The following is a 16,399-nucleotide window of genomic DNA, read 5'->3' on the forward strand; positions in this document are numbered from 1 at the left end:
CCCAGTATAGCCGCGTGTTGCCGCGGCAATGCGAGATAGCTGTGGTCCGACCAAAAACGGATCGGGCCAGGTAACGACCTGGCCCGCAAGATGCTTCGGTGCAACCGCGGGCGCATCGTGCCCGGGCCGGGTGCGGGGTGACTAGGCGTGGCCGGATTGCTGTTCGGCTACCTGTCGGCGCACCTCGTCCATGTCGAGTTCGCCGGCCTTCGAGACCAGTTCCCGGAACGCCGATTCCGGCAGCGCGCCGGCTTCGCTGAAGATAATGATCTTGTCACGAAAGATCATCAGCGTCGGGATCGACCGGATCTGAAAATGTCCCGCAATCTCGTGTTCCTCTTCGGTGTTCACCTTGGCGAATACGACGTCGGCGTGATCTTCGGACACCTTCTCATAGGTGGGAGCGAACGACCGGCACGGACCACACCAGGGCGCCCAGAAGTCGACGATCACGAAGTCATTGTTGGTGACGACCTCTTCGAAATTTTCCTTGGTCAACTCGACGACTGCCATGGCGGCCTCCGATGGTTCGGTGAGACTTGATAGATGGCGCTAGTTTACCACAGCGCGTCGCCAGTCGGCGAAAAAAGCCCGGAAATCCAGGCTTTTGGCGCAATCTGACCGATTGCGGATCAGCCGTCCAGACCGGAAAAAATCTGTCCGCGAATGTCGTCGACGCTACCGACGCCGTTGATCTTGACGTACTTGCAGTTACCGGCCTGCGCCTCTTTGCTGTAGAACGCAATCAGCGGCTCGGTCTGGTCGTGGTAGACCTTGAGGCGCGCCTTCACGGTCTCTTCCTGGTCGTCGTCTCGCTGAATCAGCGGCTCGCCGGTCACGTCGTCGACGCCTTCGGTTTTCGGCGGATTGAACACCACGTGATAGGTGCGACCCGAGGCCAGATGGACCCGGCGCCCCGACATGCGCTTGATGATCTCTGCGTCCGGCACATCGATCTCGACGACCGCATCGATCGGCACCCCGGCCTCCTTGAGCGCTTCTGCCTGCGGAATGGTGCGCGGGAAGCCGTCGAACAGGTAGCCGGCCTTGCAGTCGTCCTCTTTGATGCGTTCCTTGACCATCCCCATGATGATGTCGTCGGAGACCAGACCGCCCTCGTCCATGATCTTTTTGGCCGCGACGCCCAGTTCGGTGCCCGCCTTCACGTGCGCACGCAGCATGTCGCCGGTGGAGATCTGCGGGATCCCGTAACGCTCTTTGATGTAGTTGGCTTGAGTGCCTTTGCCGGCACCAGGGCCGCCGAGAAGAATGACGCGCATGTGTCTGCCCCCTAGAGATTCCAGTTTTTTCAGGGGGCGGAGTCTGCCATACGCGGCGCGGAAACCTCTAGTCGAGTATGCGAATAGGTCGATTCAGGCGATTTATCCGGCCGATCGGCGGTGACAACCGCCGGAAAGCGGCGCTAAAGGTGGCGGTCGATGCCGTGCGCCTTGAGTCCCCAGGCAAACAGCGATCCAACACGCCGGTCGGCCTGCCGCAGGCGCCGATTGAGCACGCCGAACAGGTCTTTGAGCACCACGTAGCCGCGCTCGGGGTGGGTCTCGAAATACCGCGAAAGGGCTTCGGCGTCGAACACCAGCAGCTCGCACGGCTCGACGGCGATCACCGAGGCACTGCGCGGCGCGGATTCGAACAGGCTCAGTTCGCCAAATACCTCGCCGGCACCCAGGTCGCAGAGGCCGGGTTGGATGTGTCGATGATCCTCGATTTCGACGCGTCCACTGACACGCACGCTGCCCCGCTCGATGAGGTAGACACAGCGGTCTTCGGCACCTTCGACGATGATCGTCTGTCCGGCCTCGAATGGAAGCCTCTGTGCGACCCCGCTCTCGAGCAAATGGGGATCGCGCAGAACGTCTACGATGGTGGGCATGAGCGCCCCTCTCCGATTAAGCTGCTGCAGGGAATATCGACAGGACCGGGGCAAACCTGAAGGATCGCCGATCCTGGCAGACTGTGACCCCGTGCGCAGCATTACGGGACACAAAAGGCCCACAGGCGGGGATCGACAGCACTGCCTCGAGGCCGGAGCGCCCGGGAATCACCGCGCGACCACCCCCCGCCCGAAGCGCCGGCGGAGGGTTACCGACCACAACAGGAGATCACGATGCGTATCGCACGCTGCATCGACAGACAGGGCCGGATCCGCTGGGTCGAACCGCACGGGGAGCAACTGGGTCAACTGCTCGAGGTCGCGCCCGGGCTCGACGACGTCCGGCGACTCGACGAGCGGATCGAGGTGCAGCGCTGGCTGGCTCCCGTGCGGCCAACCGACATCTACGGCATCGGGCTCAACTACCGTGCGCACGCGGCCGAAACCGGCGCGCCGATTCCGGAGAACCCGGTGATGTTCATGAAGCCCAGTACGGCCGTCACCGATCCGGGTGAACCCATCCTGCTACCGCGCGCCTGTGAACACGGCCCGGAGGTCGACTACGAGGCAGAGCTCGCCGTGGTGATCGGCAGGACAGCGCGCGATGTCAGCGAGGCCGACGCGCTCGACCATGTCTTCGGGTACACCTGCGCCAACGACGTCTCGGCCCGTCGCTGGCAGAAGCACGCCGGGGGTGGCCAGTGGGTGCGCGGCAAGAGTTTCGACACCTTTTGCCCGCTCGGGCCTCTGCTTGTCACTGCCGACGAGATCCCGGACCCCCAGTCCCTGCCGATCCGCTCGGTACTGAACGGAACCACGATGCAATCGAGCACGACCGGCGACATGATCTTCTCGGTGGCCAAGCTGATCGCCTTCATCAGTCGCGACACCACGCTGCTGCCCGGCTCCGTGATCCTGACCGGGACGCCCGAAGGCGTCGGCTTCGCGCGCAAGCCGCCCGTCTACCTGTCCCACGGCGACACCATCGAGATCGTCATCGATGGCATCGGTACGCTGCGCAATCCGGTGCGCAACGCCTGACGGATGGCCGACAGCGGCACGGCGATGCGTCCAGCGGTGTGCGGCAGATACAGAAAGAGGCCGGCGCCTGCGCGACCGGCCTCCCGCTTTCCGGAACGATCGTCGTTCAGGCGGACAGGTCCAGCATCAGGCGGTTGAGCCGGTGTACGAACCCGGCCGGATCGTCGAGTTGGCCGCCCTCGGCGAGCAGTGCCTGATCGAAGACCAGCTTGGCCAGCTCGGTGAACTTGTCTTCGTCCACTTCGTTTTCCATCCGCTGCAACAAGGGATGCTCCAGGTTGACCTCGATGATCGGCGTCGGCATTGGGGCATCCTGGCCGAGCTGCTTCAGCACGCGCGCCAGGTTCTGACTCATGTCGTAGTGGTCCACCACCAGGCAGGCCGGCGACTCGGTCAACCGGCTCGACACCCGCACTTCCTTGACGGTGTCGCCGAGTGCCGACGTGACCCGCTCGATCAGGTGCTTGTGCTCCTCTGCGGCCTTTTCGACCTTCTCCTTGGTCTCTTTGTCCTCCAACTCGCCCAAGTCAAGTTCGCCCTTGGCGACCGATTGCAGGTGCTTGTCCTTGTAATCCGTCAGGTGCGATACCAGCCATTCGTCGACCCGGTCGGTCAACAGCAGGACCTCGATGTCCTTCTTCTTGAACACCTCGAGGTGCGGGCTGTTACGCGCCGCCGACAAGGTGTCCGCGGTGATGTAATAGATCTTTTCCTGTTTCTCCGCCATCCGCTCGATGTATTGGTCCAGCGACACCGTCTGCTGATCGCCTTCGGACTTGGTCGAGGCGAAACGCAGCAGGCCGGCGATCTTTTCCCGGTTGGCGAAGTCCTCGGCCGGCCCCTCTTTGAGGACCTTGCCGAACTCCTTCCAGAACGACTGATACTGCTCCGGTTCGTCCTTGGCCAGTTTTTCGAGCAGGCCGAGGACGCGTTTGACGTTGGCGTTGCGGATGCTGTCGATCTTCTTGTCGTGCTGGAGAATCTCGCGCGAGACGTTCAACGGCAGATCGTCTGAATCCACGACACCTTTGACAAACCGCAGGTAGTGCGGCATCAGCTTGTCCGCCTCGTCCATGATGAACACGCGCCGCACATACAGCTTCACACCGTGCTTGGGCTCGCGATCCCACATGTCGAAGGGCGCCCGCGACGGGATGAACAGCAACGAGGAGTATTCGTGCGTACCCTCGACCCGGTTGTGCGCCCAGGTCAGCGGATCCTGGAAATCGTGGCAGGTGTTCTTGTAGAACTCGTGGTACTCCTGATCTCCGATCTCGGACTTGTTGCGCATCCACAGCGCTGTCCCTTTGTTGACCTGTTCCCATTCCGGCTTGGCCGCTTCCTCGCCCTCTTCGGGGGGCGGCACCTCGGACAACATCTCGACCGGGATCGCGATGTGGTCGGAAAACTTGCCGATGATGCTGCGCAGGCGCCAGGGTTCGAGAAACTCCTTTTCGTCATCGCGCAGATGCAACACGATCTCGGTGCCGCGTTCTGCACGCTCGACGTTCTCGATGGTGTAGCTGCCCTCGCCGGTGGACACCCATCGCACCCCCTCGTCGGGCTGCATGCCGGCACGACGGGTGGTCAATGTGACCTTGTCGGCGACGATGAACGCCGAGTAGAAACCGACACCGAACTGGCCGATCAGCTGACTGTCTTTGGTCTGGTCGCCGGAAAGGCTTTCCAGGAACTTGCGGGTCCCGGAGCTGGCGATGGTACCGATTGTCTCGGTGACCTCCTGGCGACTCATGCCGATCCCGTTGTCGGTGATCGTCAGGGTGCCGGCGGCGGCGTCCACCGCAATGCGGATCCGCAGGTCGGCCTGCCCTTCGTACAAGGCGTCATTGCCGAGCGCTTCGAAGCGGAGTTTTTCCGCCGCGTCGGAGCCATTCGACACCAGCTCGCGCAGGAATATCTCCTTGTTCGAATACAGTGATCGGATCACCAGGTTCAGCACCTGGCTGACTTCGGCCTGAAAATCCAGGGTTTCCTTCTGCGCGGTCACGGTCATTGCGGGCTGATCCTCCGGATGGCAAAAAAGCTGTCGCAGCAGATGGCGGCGAAGAAGCGGGATTTCAAGAGGTGGCTGTGGTAAAAATCCGGCCAGACTCTGCAGGACCCCGAGATCATGGCCTTCACTACCTATTCCACCCAGCCCTACACCGACCAACGCCCCGGTACTTCCGGACTGCGCAAGCGAGTCGAGGTGTTTCGGCAGGGCAACTATCTGAAAAACTTCGTGCAATCGGTCTTCGACACCCAGCGGGAACTGAAGGGTGGAACCCTGGTTCTGGGCGGGGATGGGCGATTCTATAACCGCGACGCGATCCAGATCATCCTCAAGATGGCTGCGGCCAACGGCGTGGCACGGGTGCTGGTCGGTCGCGGCGGCCTGCTGTCGACGCCTGCGGCGTCATGCGTCATCCGCAAGCATGCGGCCGCCGGCGGCCTGATCCTCTCGGCCAGCCACAACCCGGGCGGCCCGGACGGTGATTTCGGGATCAAGTACAACACCGCAAATGGCGGCCCGGCGCCGGAAAAGGTCACTGAAGCGATCTACGCGCGCACGCTCGAGATCGCCAATTTCCGCAGCGTCACTGCAGACGACATCCCGCTCGACGAGATCGCGACGCACGAAATGCACAAGATGCGGATCGAGGTGATCGACCCGGTCGCCGACTACGCCGAGCTGATGGCCACGATCTTCGATTTCGACGCGATCCGCGCATTGCTGGCCAGCGGTTTCCGCATGCGGTTCGACGCCATGCATGCGGTCACCGGGCCCTACGCCGTCAGAATCTTCGAGGAATTGCTCGGTGCCCCGCCGGACACGGTGATCAACCGGGAGCCGCTGGAGGACTTCGGCGGGCACCATCCCGATCCGAACCTCGTCCACGCTGCAGAGCTGGTCGCGCTGACACAGGGTGCGGACGGGGTGGATTTCGCCGCGGCCTCGGACGGCGACGGTGACCGCAACATGATCCTGGGACGCGATTTCTTCGTGACGCCCAGCGACAGCCTCGCGGTACTGGCGGCCAACGCGACCCTGATCCCTGCGCACCGCGGCGGCATTCCCGGGGTTGCGCGCTCAATGCCCACCAGCCAGGCGGTCGACCGGGTCGCAGCCGCGTTTGGGATCGAGTGCTTCGAGACGCCGACCGGTTGGAAGTTCTTCGGCAATCTGCTGGACGCCGGCCGCATCGCCTTCTGCGGTGAGGAGAGTTTCGGGACGGGGTCCGATCACGTACGCGAGAAAGACGGCCTATGGGCTGTTCTGGCGTGGCTCAACGTGATTGCCGGCCGCAACCAGTCGGTCGCAGACATCGTCACCGAACACTGGCGTCAGTACGGACGCAATTACTATTCGCGGCACGACTACGAAGGCGTCAAGAGCGCTGCCGCAGAGACGCTGATGCAGGCCCTGCGGGACCGCCTGCGGACCCTACCGGGTACCCACCTGGACGGTATCGAAGTCAGCTACGCCGACGACTTCAGCTACACCGACCCGATCGACGGCTCGGTGAGCCGCAAACAGGGCATCCGCATCGGATTCGGCAACGGGTCACGCATCATCTACCGGCTGTCCGGCACCGGAACCGTGGGCGCGACGCTGCGCGTCTACCTGGAGGCCTACGAGCCGGATCCGTCGCGGCAACAACTCGACCCGCAGGTCGCACTCGCGGGGTTGATCGACACCGCTAACCGTTTCGCCCAGATCCAGCAGTTGACCGGGCGTGCCGCACCCGATGTGATCACCTGACGCCGCTTCCGGCTGGGGCCCTGGCGGCGATAGGGAGCACGACACGATGCATATCTGGGTGGATGCCGACGCCTGTCCCGCGGCGATCAAGGAGATCCTCTTCCGTGCTGCACAGCGCCGTGGCATTGCCATGACACTGGTCGCGAACCAGGCACTGCAGACACCCCGGTCGCCGCTGATTCGCAGCGTGCAGGTCGCCCAGGGATTCGACGTCGCCGATCGACATATCATCGACCGTCTGCAACCGGGCGATCTGACGGTGACCGCCGATATCCCACTCGCGAACGAGGCCATCGCCAAGGGCAGCGAGGTCATCAGCCCGCGTGGTGAGCGTCTTACCAGCGACAACATCGGCGAGCGCCTGGCGCTGCGCAACTTCATGGATGAACTGCGTGGCAGCGGCGGCGTGACCGGTGGACCCGCGCCGTTCAATGCGACCGACCGCCAGGCCTTCGCCAACGCCCTCGACCGCCTGCTGACCGAACGACTCGCCTGACCACTCCGGCCGGGCTAAGCACCTGGCGCGTCCGCGCGTTCATCCCCGGCGCCGGATCAGTAGTGGCGTTCCACCCCGACCCGCTGCATGATTTCGATCGCCAGTTCCTCGATCGACACCGCAGTACTGTCGATGAACGGGACGGCATTGCTGCGAAACAGGTCCTCGGCCGCGGCCACCTCCCGCCGGCACTGCGCCAGGCTGGCGTAGTCCGAGCCCGGCCTACGCTCTTCGCGGATGCGATGCAGTCGGTCAGGTGAGATCGTCATGCCGAACAGCTGCTCACGATGGGCTCGCAGCGGTTCGGGTAGCCTGCCGAGCAGGAAATCGTCCTCGGTCAGTGGGTAGTTGGCGGCCAGTATCGCGTACTGCATCGCCAGGTAGAGGCAGGTTGGCGTCTTGCCGCTGCGCGACACGCCAACCAGAATGAGATCCGCCTTGTCGAGTCCCTTGAAGCGTGAACCGTCGTCGAAGTTGAGGGCGAAGTTCACGGCATCGACCCGACGGTCGTAGGCATGCAGATCGCCGATACCGTGGCTGAGTCCGATGTGCCCGCTGTGCGGTATCCCGATGGCCGCCGAGAGCATCGGCAGGTAGTTGTCGAAGATGTCGAACACCTTCGCGTTTGCCTCCTTCAGCCGGGCGCGCAGAGACTCGTCGACGATACTCGAAAACACAATCGGCTGGCTCTCGTCCTCCTGTGCGGCACTGTCGATCTCCCGCACCGCGGCATCGATCTTTTCCAGTGTGTCGAGAAACGGCAACACCATGCGCTCGCAGCAGTGCTCCTCGAACTGCGTCATCAAGGTACGCACCAGGTGTTCCAGGGTGATACCCGTACGGTCCGAGATAATGAACAGCGAGCGCGTCGGATGCTCCATACGGGACCTCTTTGTTGTTGTTCCGAACCGGCCTGCCAGCACACGCAGCCTCGCCGGCATCTTAGCAAACCCGCCCGGGGCACCCCCGCGCCGGCGTGCCCAGCCACAAAAAAACAATGCCCACCCCAGTCGCGGTTTTTTGCAACAATTGCCCCATGAGTGAACTGCCACTTTCCGAACGTCGCGCACGGCTGGCCACACGGTTGCGCCAGGTGGTCGCCGGCCCCTTCGTGCTCAGCAGTGACGAAGAACTCAAGCCGTATGAGTGCGACGGCCTGTCGGCGTACCGTGTGGTACCGCTGCTGGTGGTGTTGCCCGCCTCCGCCGACGAGGTGCAGGCGGTGCTGAAGATCTGCCACGAGGCGCACGTCGCGGTGGTCGCGCGCGGCGCCGGTACCGGGCTTTCCGGCGGGGCCCTGCCGCACGAAGACGGTGTGCTGCTGAGTCTCGCCAGACTGAACCGGATCATCGCTGTCGAACCCGACAACGTCTGTGCACGCGTGCAACCCGGTGTGCGCAATCTGGCGATCAGCGAAGCCGCTCGACCGCATGGACTGTATTACGCGCCCGACCCATCGTCGCAGATCGCCTGCTCGATCGGCGGCAACGTCGCTGAGAATGCCGGCGGCGTGCACTGCCTGAAGTACGGGTTGACGGTCAACAATCTGCTCGCCGTCGAACTGGTCAAGATGGACGGAGAGCGCATCACCCTCGGTGGTGGTGGGCTCGACGGTCCCGGGTACGACCTCCTGGCATTGATCACCGGTTCCGAAGGCATGCTCGGCGTGGTCGTCGAGGTGACCGTCAAACTGCTGCCGATCCCGCAGCGTGCACAGGTCGCGCTGGCGGCGTTCGACAATGTCGAGACCGCAGGCCAGGCGGTTGCCGACATCATCGCTTCCGGAATCCTGCCAGCCGGACTGGAGATGATGGACAACCCGGCGATTCGCGCCGCGGAAGACTTCGTCCACGCGGGTTACCCGACCGAGGCCGCCGCGATCCTGTTGTGCGAGGTGGATGGTGGCAACGAAGAGGTGTCCGAGGACATCGCGCGGGTACGTCAACGGCTGCTCGACTCGGGTGCGACCGAGGTGCGCACCGCAGGCGACGAAAACGAGCGGGCGCGCTTCTGGGCCGGACGCAAGGCGGCATTCCCGGCCGCCGGGCGGATCTCGCCCGACTACTACTGCATGGACGGCACGATACCGCGCAAACACCTGCCCCGGGTGCTGCGCGAGATTGCGCGCTACTCGGGTGAATCGGGGTTACGGGTCGCCAATGTGTTCCACGCCGGAGACGGCAACCTGCATCCGCTGATCCTGTACGACGCCAACGTGCCCGGCGAACTGGAACTGGCCGAGGAGGTGGGCGGCCGTATCCTCGAACTGTGCGTCGAGGTCGGCGGGACCATCACCGGCGAACACGGCGTCGGGCTCGAAAAGATCAACCAGATGTGCGCCCAGTTTCCGCCGGAGGAACTGCAGGTGTTCCATGACGTCAAGGCAGTGTTCGACCCGCACGGACTGTTGAATCCGGGCAAGGCGATCCCCACGCTGAACCGATGTGCGGAGTTCGGCGCAATGCACGTAAAGGCCGGTGACCTGCGGTTTCCACATCTGGAGCGATTCTGATGAGCGACATCGCCGCGGCGCTCGCGGAGCAGGTACGGGATGCGGCGGAGCGCCGCTCGCCGTTGCGCCTGGTCGGCAACGACAGCAAGGCGTTCTACGGCCACCCCGTCACCGGAGACGCATTGCCGCTGAACGGCCACCGCGGTGTTGTCCGCTACGAACCCACCGAACTGGTCGTGACTGCCCGCGCCGGGACACCCGTCAGCGAGGTGGAGTCCCTGCTGGCCGACAACGGCCAGATGCTGGCGTTCGAGCCGCCCAGCTTCGCCGGCGTTGCAACGCTGGGAGGCGCGGTAGCGAGCGGTCTTGGCGGTCCGCGGCGCCCGTGGGGGGGCGCACCGCGTGACCTGCTGCTGGGCATGTCGTTGCTGGACGGCCGCGGACGCGTCCTGCGATTCGGTGGCGAGGTCATGAAGAACGTCGCGGGCTACGACGTGACGCGACTGATGGCCGGCGCCCTGGGCACCCTGGGGGCGCTGCTCGAGGTGTCGGTCAAGGTTCTGCCGGCACCCAAGGTGGAACGCAACCTGGTGCTGCAGATGCCGCGCGACCGCGCGCTGGCGCTGATGCGCGACCTGGCGCGCCAACCGGCACCCCTGTCCGGCGCCGCGCATTTCGACGATCGCCTTTACCTGCGCCTGTCGGGGAATGCCGCCAGCGTGACGGCCTGGGAACGGCAGATCGGCGGCGATGGCGGTTCCGGCAACGAGTTCTGGCGAGGACTGCGCGATCACACGCTGGCGTTTTTCCATTCCGACAGACCATTGTGGCGCCTGTCGCTGCCACCCGCGGCGCCCCGTCTCAGCTGCGAACACGAGGTGCTCACCGACTGGGCCGGCGCGCAGCGCTGGGTGTATTCGCGTTGCCTGGCGGACGAGATCCGCGCCGAAGTCGCAAAAGTCGGCGGACATGCCATACTGTTTCGACATGGCGACGACAAAATCCCTGTATTCCACCCCCTCGACGGCGTACGCGAGCGCCTGCACCAGGGACTCAAGCAGGTATTCGATCCGGTCGGGATCCTCAATCCCGGTCGCCTCTACCCGTCGCTCTAGGCGTCTGGCCCTGTTGGTCGCGGTGATGTGCTCGGGTCTGTGCCTGGCACCGGCGGCACACGCATTTTTCTGTCTGAAGGCGTTCTCCGGCAACCGCAGTTTCGGGCGCCCGGCACCCGCCTATCCGGCCGGCGGTTTTCCTCCACCGCTGTACACGGTCCCGCCGATCATGCAGCAACCCGTGACAGCCGGTACACGCCCGATTGTCCGATACCAACCGCTCCGCCCGCTCGTCTGGCGGCCGGCCAATTACCGCTCGGGAAGACTCTGAATCACAACCTCACGACCGGTTAGAATACGGGCCGGTCAATCAGGTATTTCGAGGTTGCTCCAGTGCAAGAGCGCGAGGTAGATGTCGCAATCATCGGCTCCGGCAGTGCCGGGCTTTACGCGATGGGCAAGGTGAGGCCATCGGGCAAGTCAGTCGTACTGATCAACGGCGGCGAACTGGGCACGACCTGTGCCCGCGTCGGCTGTATGCCCTCCAAGGCCGTGGTGCAGGTCGCCGAGGACTTCCACCGGCGCGGCGTGTTCAAGCGCTTCGGTCTCGAGGGAGAGGAGAAGCTGAGCCTGGACGTCGCCGAGGCGATGGGCTATGTCCAGGACCTGCGCGACATGTTCGTCGAGCGGGTGATCTCCAACAGCACCGACAAGATGCCGGAAGGCATGTTCATCGAGGGTTATACCCGGTTCGTCGGTCCCAACCTGCTGGAAATGGACGACGGTCAGCGCATCCGTGCCGGCCGGGTCATCGTCGCGACAGGTTCGAGACCGATCATCCCGGATGCCTGGCAACCGTTTCGTGATCGCATCATCACCACCGACGACTTTTTCGACCTCGAACACCTGCCGCGCTCGATCGCGATGGTGGGGCTTGGCGTGGTCGGCCTGGAACTCGGGCAGTCGCTGCATCGTCTCGGCTGCCAGGTCGTGGGCATGGATATCCAGGAAGCGATCGGCGGCCTCACCGACCCGGCGGCGATCAAGGCGGCGATCGACATCGTCGGCCAAGAATTCCCACTCTGGCTGGGAGAGGGTGCCGAGATCAGCGAAGGCACAAACGGCCTGCTGAAGGTCAGTGCCGGCGACAAGAGTATCGAGGTGGAGCGGGTGTTCGCGAGCATCGGCCGCCAGCCGAACGTCGAAAAACTCGGCCTCGAGACCATCGGTGCGCCGACCAACGATCGGGGCATTCCGATCTACGATCCGCACACCATGCAGGTGGGCGACCTGCCGGTGTTTCTCGCCGGCGATGTCACCGGTGAACGCCCCTTGCTGCACGAGGCCGGCGATGAAGGGCGGATTGCCGGACACAACGCGGTTAGCGAAACGATCACCGCGTTCCAGCGCAAGACGCCCTTGAGCATCACCTTCTGTGACCCGAACATCGTCCAGGTCGGCCAGAACTATGCGTCGCTCGATCCGGACACAACGGCAGTCGGCGAGGTGCAGATGGGACCCGTGGGCCGCGCCTTGATCATGGCCAAGAACAAGGGCGTCATCCGGGTGTATGCGGACAAGGCGAGCGGCAGGATGCTTGGTGCCGAGATGGTGTGTGCCAAGGCGGAGAACCTCGGCCATCTTCTGGCCTGGTGCATCCAGCGTGACCTCACGGTCGGGGAATTGCTGCAGATGCCCTTCTACCACCCGGTGATCGAAGAGGCGCTGCAGGCGGCGTTGTACGATCTGTACGCCAAAGTGGATAAGAAGAACCGGGGACCAATCACGGAACTGCGCGTCCAGTGACATTCGACGGCGGGCCGCGCCGGCCCGCCGACTTCAGTCCGGCCCGCTGATTACCCGCCAGGCGGCCAGTTTGCGCTCGAAACTGTAGCTGGCGTTTGCCGGACTGGTGGACGGCAGCCTGAGCGTGGGTAGCGAGGAACCGGCGTCCGGCAACACGTGGCGTCGAAACGCCTGTTCGGCCATCTGCCCGTTGAAATAGACCGCTCGGATACCGGGATGCCCGGCGAAGAAGGTTGCGAAATCGTTGGCCACGATCGATGATGGCTCGATGCTGGCATCCAGGCTACCCGGCCGGTTGCAGGTCTTCAGGACATCCCAAAGCGCGATTCGCTGCATGCGCAGCCCCCGGCACCGCGCCTCGTAAGGCAGGTGACGATCGATGCCGAAGACGCAATCGATGATCGGCCAGAATGCGTTGCGGGGATGCGCATAGTATTGGCCCACTTCGAGCGACTGTCGGCCGGGCATCGATCCGAGGATCAACAGGCTTGCGCGCCTGTCGGCGATCGGCGGGAAACCGTGTACCCGGCTCATCGTGCGGACCGAATTGGATGCGATCCTATGCTTGGCCGCATTTCTGCACGCACCGCACGCTCAGTCTCCGGCGTCGACCGCTAGCACCATGCGCACGAGTTCCGCCAGTGACCCCGCCTGCATCTTTTCCATCACGCGGGCACGGTGGGCCTCGATGGTCTTTGCCGACACGCCCAGGGTGTTGGCGATCTCCTTGTTCGACTTGCCCTCGGTCACCATCATCATGACTTCGTGCTCGCGCGGAGTCAGGTGGGCAAGGCGCTCCTGGATCTGCAGGTGTTCGACTTGATGTACGCGCTGCTGCTCTTCATACGCGATCGCCCGTCGTATCGCATCCAGCAGTGCTTCGTCATTGAACGGTTTCTCGATGAAATCGATGGCTCCCGCTTTCATCGCGCGTACAGCCATGGGTACGTCACCGTGCCCGGTGATGATGACCGCCGGGATACGGATGTTCTTCTGCACCAGATAATCCTGGAGATCGAGCCCGCTCATTCCGGGCATGCGTACGTCGAGGACCAGGCAACCCGCCCTGCCGGGCTGATACTGCGCAAGAAAATCATCGGCCGAGGAGAAACTTTCCACCAACATGCCAACGGACTCGATCAGCCATTTGAGCGAGTTGCGCATCGCCTGATCGTCGTCGACAACGAACACGGTTGATTTGGCGATCGGGGCTTCTGACATAGATTACGACGCAGCGCTCACCGCCGCTTCGGTGTTGGGCGGCAGTTGGATGGTGAAGGTGCTGCCCTTGCCGGGCCAGGAATCAGCCTGAATCTTACCATGATGGTTGTCCATGATTGTCTGGCTGATGGCCAGACCCATGCCCATGCCGCTCTCTTTGGTACTGAAAAACGGGTCGAACAGATGTTCCATCGCTTTTCCGCTGATCCCAGAACCGTTGTCGATCACACTGACATAGACCATTCCGTCCGCACGCGTCCCGGACTCGATGACCAATCGTCGCTCGGCCGGGGCGATATCGCTGAGTGCATCGAGCGCGTTGCGCAGGAGGTTGATCAACACCTGCTCAATCTGCACCGAATCGACCCGCACCCATAACTCGTGCTTCGAGAGCCGGCGCTCGATGACCACCTGCTGACGTTTGAGCTCGTTGCTGATCAGCGAACAGGTTTCACGTGCAAGCACATTGAGGTCTACCACCTCCCGCACCGGCTGGCGGCGGCTGACCATACCACGTAGGCGCTTGATGATCTCGCCGGCTCGATTGGCCTGCGCGGAGATCTGTCCCAAAGCGTGAAGCAGTTCGTCCTTGCCGCCGATGTCCAGACGCAGCCGGCGCGCGCACCCGTTCGCGAAGTTCACGATTGCCGACAGCGGTTGGTTCAATTCGTGGGCAATGCCGGTCGCCATCTCGCCCATATTGCTCAATCGCGTGACGTGCACCAGCTCGTTCTGGCGACGCTTCAACTCTTCCTCGGCGACACGCTCGCTGGTGATATCGCGTGCGTATACGTTGACGTAACCGAGTTCGGCGACCGGCGCGATCATCAACGAGAACACGCCATCGTCGGTCGTGACTTCGAACTCGCTCGTCGTACCGCTCGCGAGTACATCCTCGATTCGGTTGCGCCAGAATACCGGGAGTGTCTGCAATGGCCGGCAACCCCAGTGCCTGAGCAGCGGCGCACTCGGCTGATTCGCATAGGTGATGACTCCGCGGCGATTGATGCGCAGCACCGGTATCGGACTTTCGCTGGGAAACGCCGCCAGACTGCGGATCTCTGCCTCTCGCACCTTGCGTTCCGCGATGTCGCGCAGGTAGAGCGTGAACACCAGCTGTTCCCCGAGGAAAACCGGCTTTATCGCGAGTTCGACCGGAAAGACGCGTCCATCTCTGGCGACGGCCTGCATCTCCAGACGCTGCAACGGTGCCCCCTGCTCCGCACCGGCCAGCGAAAGATACAGGATCTTTTCGAACGTCTCCCGCCACTTGGGCGCGACCACCAGCTCGCTGAAGGAACGACCGACCGCTTCGTCATGGCGGTAGTCGAAGGTATCTTGCGCAGTGGGGTTGAAATCGATGATTTCGCCACGTTCGTTGACCGTGATGATCGCGTCCAGCGAAGCATCCATGATCGCCACCCGCAGCTTTTCCGTTTCGAGCAGTTCCGTTTCGTGCTGTCGCCGCATCTCGTCGCGCGCGCGCATAACCAGTTGCACGAACTCGCGTATCCAGTCTTCGAGGATCAACAGCTGGTTGCCGCGCCGATCCACCCCAGTGTCCGGGATATCCAGCGCCCGACGCGACAGGTTCGATACCCGCCTCAGCAGACGGCTGATGCGGCTCGACAGCAGCAGAAACAGCAACACGAACGCCGAAATGATCACCGCCGCACCGATCAGGCGTTGCCGCCGCTCTAGGTCGAGCACCTGCTGCCCGGTGCGTTCGAATGAGCCGCGCGGCAGCAGCGTCGCGAACAGCAGGCTCAGATCGGCATCATCGTATTCAAAAAACGACTGCGCCCTGATCAGGAAGGCGCCACGCATCGCGGCCAGCGCCGTGCCTGGCGGGGCAGCGGCGGGACTGCTGCTCGACAGGATGCGCTGCGCGTCGGCATCGAGAATCGCAACCACGTTGTGGCTGGATTTCACAAACTGTTGAGAAGCGATCAGGAAAGGCGTGTCGAGCGCGATCAGCACCACCACGTTGCCCATCGGCACCCGGGCGTTGTCTTCGGTCGGTTCGGAAACGATCAACCAGGGCCGGTCACCCAGCAGCGTGACGAACGACCGCCGCCGGGGGGATCCGATCTGGCCCTTGAGGTCAGTGAGCAGCGACGTCGGGAGGGGACTTCCGCCCGGATTGTACATCTCGCGGATCGCACCTTCCGGGTCGACCAGGAGGAAGATCTGCGGCGCCACACCACCCTGCCAGTTCAGGTCGTCAGGCAACCAGGGTGGCGGATTGCCCGCCAGGTAGTGAACGATATCGCGGGACCGTCGACTCCAGATCACCGGATCGAGGTAATCCGCCATGCGACGATGGCTGGATACCAGGCGCGTGAAATACACGAACGAACGTCGGTATTCGTCGAAACGGATCAGCGATTCACGTGCCTGCTGATCGAGCTGGCTCTCCAGTGCCTGATCGAAGATACCGCTCAGTGCACGCGTCTGCAGACGATCCACTACCAGCCACAGTATCAGACCGGTCAGCAGGCCAAACGCCAGCGCGAGGGCCGGAATCGGGATCCCCTTGAGTAGCCTGCGTGTGAACGATCGTTTGCTAATGGAAGCGATCCCGTTGAGCCGCTGTGGGCGAATTATCGCCCCGCTTCCGGGATAAACCAACTCGGCCCGGGCAGACCCGGGCGGCCGCCCCCGCGTCGCC

Annotated in this window: 14 protein-coding genes; 6 read left to right on the forward strand and 8 right to left on the reverse strand. The window is 63.4% G+C overall.

What is annotated here, in order from left to right; genetic code table 11:
• Nucleotides 1-141: 141 nt before the first annotated feature.
• From trxA to H6955_02270, 3 genes are all read right to left on the reverse strand, one after another.
• Nucleotides 142-513: a thioredoxin gene (gene trxA, locus H6955_02260; GenBank protein MCP5312349.1), complete on the reverse strand. Its 372-nt coding sequence runs from the start codon at nt 511-513 to the stop codon at nt 142-144.
• 119 nt (nt 514-632) lie between these two features.
• A complete protein-coding gene (gene adk, locus H6955_02265) occupies nt 633-1,280 on the reverse strand; it encodes an adenylate kinase (GenBank protein ID MCP5312350.1) in 648 nt (215 codons plus the stop codon).
• A 143-nt stretch (nt 1,281-1,423) separates the two neighbouring features.
• Nucleotides 1,424-1,894, reverse strand: a complete 471-nt coding sequence (locus H6955_02270; protein ID MCP5312351.1) for a cyclic nucleotide-binding domain-containing protein — start codon at nt 1,892-1,894, stop codon at nt 1,424-1,426.
• A gap of 234 nt (nt 1,895-2,128) precedes the next feature.
• Here H6955_02270 and H6955_02275 point away from each other — a divergent pair, with 234 nt between their 5' ends.
• Nucleotides 2,129-2,935, forward strand: coding sequence for a fumarylacetoacetate hydrolase family protein (locus H6955_02275; GenBank protein MCP5312352.1), 807 nt, complete (start codon nt 2,129-2,131; stop codon nt 2,933-2,935).
• Between the two features lie 106 nt (nt 2,936-3,041).
• Here H6955_02275 and htpG read toward each other — a convergent pair whose 3' ends face one another.
• A complete protein-coding gene (gene htpG, locus H6955_02280; GenBank protein MCP5312353.1) occupies nt 3,042-4,949 on the reverse strand; it encodes a molecular chaperone HtpG in 1,908 nt (635 codons plus the stop codon).
• A 117-nt stretch (nt 4,950-5,066) separates the two neighbouring features.
• On the opposite strand from htpG, the gene H6955_02285 reads away from it, so the two are divergent.
• Together H6955_02285 and H6955_02290 are read left to right on the forward strand one after the other, a co-directional pair.
• Nucleotides 5,067-6,698, forward strand: a complete 1,632-nt coding sequence (locus H6955_02285; protein ID MCP5312354.1) for an alpha-D-glucose phosphate-specific phosphoglucomutase — start codon at nt 5,067-5,069, stop codon at nt 6,696-6,698.
• Nucleotides 6,699-6,744: 46 nt separating this feature from the next.
• The gene (locus H6955_02290) at nt 6,745-7,194 is read left to right on the forward strand and encodes a YaiI/YqxD family protein (GenBank protein MCP5312355.1); all 450 of its coding nucleotides are present in this window, start codon (nt 6,745-6,747) and stop codon (nt 7,192-7,194) included.
• Between the two features lie 56 nt (nt 7,195-7,250).
• Here the strand turns inward: H6955_02290 and H6955_02295 are convergent, their stop codons facing one another.
• Complete coding sequence (locus tag H6955_02295; protein ID MCP5312356.1) at nt 7,251-8,075, reverse strand: kinase/pyrophosphorylase; 825 nt, start codon at nt 8,073-8,075, stop codon at nt 7,251-7,253.
• Nucleotides 8,076-8,230: 155 nt separating this feature from the next.
• On the opposite strand from H6955_02295, the gene H6955_02300 reads away from it, so the two are divergent.
• From H6955_02300 to H6955_02310, 3 genes are all read left to right on the forward strand, one after another.
• Nucleotides 8,231-9,706 (forward strand): FAD-binding protein, encoded by a 1,476-nt coding sequence (locus H6955_02300; GenBank protein ID MCP5312357.1) that lies wholly within the window; start codon nt 8,231-8,233, stop codon nt 9,704-9,706.
• Nucleotides 9,706-10,761 (forward strand): glycolate oxidase subunit GlcE, encoded by a 1,056-nt coding sequence (gene glcE / locus H6955_02305; protein MCP5312358.1) that lies wholly within the window; start codon nt 9,706-9,708, stop codon nt 10,759-10,761. The genes H6955_02300 and glcE overlap by 1 nt, the downstream gene beginning before the upstream one ends.
• Before the next feature lie 333 nt (nt 10,762-11,094).
• Nucleotides 11,095-12,507, forward strand: coding sequence for a dihydrolipoyl dehydrogenase (locus H6955_02310; protein MCP5312359.1), 1,413 nt, complete (start codon nt 11,095-11,097; stop codon nt 12,505-12,507).
• 33 nt (nt 12,508-12,540) lie between these two features.
• Here the strand turns inward: H6955_02310 and H6955_02315 are convergent, their stop codons facing one another.
• From H6955_02315 to H6955_02325, 3 genes are read right to left on the reverse strand one after another with little or no spacing between them, the layout of a single operon-like run.
• On the reverse strand, nt 12,541-13,041 hold the full coding sequence (locus H6955_02315) for a DNA-deoxyinosine glycosylase (GenBank protein ID MCP5312360.1): 501 nt from the start codon (nt 13,039-13,041) through the stop codon (nt 12,541-12,543).
• A gap of 60 nt (nt 13,042-13,101) precedes the next feature.
• A complete protein-coding gene (locus H6955_02320) occupies nt 13,102-13,728 on the reverse strand; it encodes a response regulator transcription factor (protein MCP5312361.1) in 627 nt (208 codons plus the stop codon).
• A gap of 3 nt (nt 13,729-13,731) precedes the next feature.
• Entirely contained in the window at nt 13,732-16,359 is a 2,628-nt protein-coding gene (locus H6955_02325; protein ID MCP5312362.1) for a PAS domain S-box protein, read from the reverse strand.
• Nucleotides 16,360-16,399 lie beyond the last annotated feature (40 nt).

It is taken from the genome of Chromatiaceae bacterium, from assembly GCA_024235395.1.
Taxonomy (GTDB): domain Bacteria; phylum Pseudomonadota; class Gammaproteobacteria; order Chromatiales; family Chromatiaceae; genus Thiosocius.